Origin of the sequence: Clostridium sp. ZBS15, assembly GCF_023845705.1 — a bacterium.
In the GTDB taxonomy this organism is placed as follows: domain Bacteria; phylum Bacillota; class Clostridia; order Clostridiales; family Clostridiaceae; genus Clostridium; species Clostridium aquiflavi.
This window is the reverse complement of record NZ_JAMQHY010000112.1, coordinates 1-357: the sequence shown is the minus strand read 5'-3', so window position 1 is coordinate 357 and position 357 is coordinate 1. Positions and strand designations below refer to the sequence as shown.

Sequence of the window (357 nt, the reverse complement as noted above, 5' to 3'; positions counted from 1 at the left end):
TATACTTAAAAACTTCTGATAATGCTTATTCATAGTTACCTTCTTTAACATGTGAATTAAATCCTGAAATATTAATAGATACTGGACAGCCTTCTGTAAAGTTTGGAGTTTTTCCATTAAAACGTCTTAAAGCGTTTTTAAACGCTTCTTCTTCATTGTATCCTAAACAAACTTCTTCAAAATTTGTTGCTCTAACTTTTGGATTTTGTTCTCTTACAGGTACTCTTACCATTCTCTCTTTCATATCCATTATTACTTATCACCTCTGCAACCACAGCCACCATGACTATGCGTATTACCTTCTTCTAATGCTAGTTTAGCTTTACCTTCTTCTGTTTTATACATAGCTTGTCTTCT

At 32.2% G+C, this 357-nt stretch carries 2 pseudogenes; both read right to left on the bottom strand.

Annotated elements, in window-relative coordinates:
* Positions 1-28 precede the first annotated feature (28 nt).
* Positions 29-250, bottom strand: a pseudogene (locus tag NG904_RS16730) (dihydropyrimidine dehydrogenase); the annotation flags it as partial.
* 2 nt (positions 251-252) lie between these two features.
* A pseudogene (locus NG904_RS16725) lies at positions 253-357 on the bottom strand (sulfide/dihydroorotate dehydrogenase-like FAD/NAD-binding protein); the annotation flags it as partial.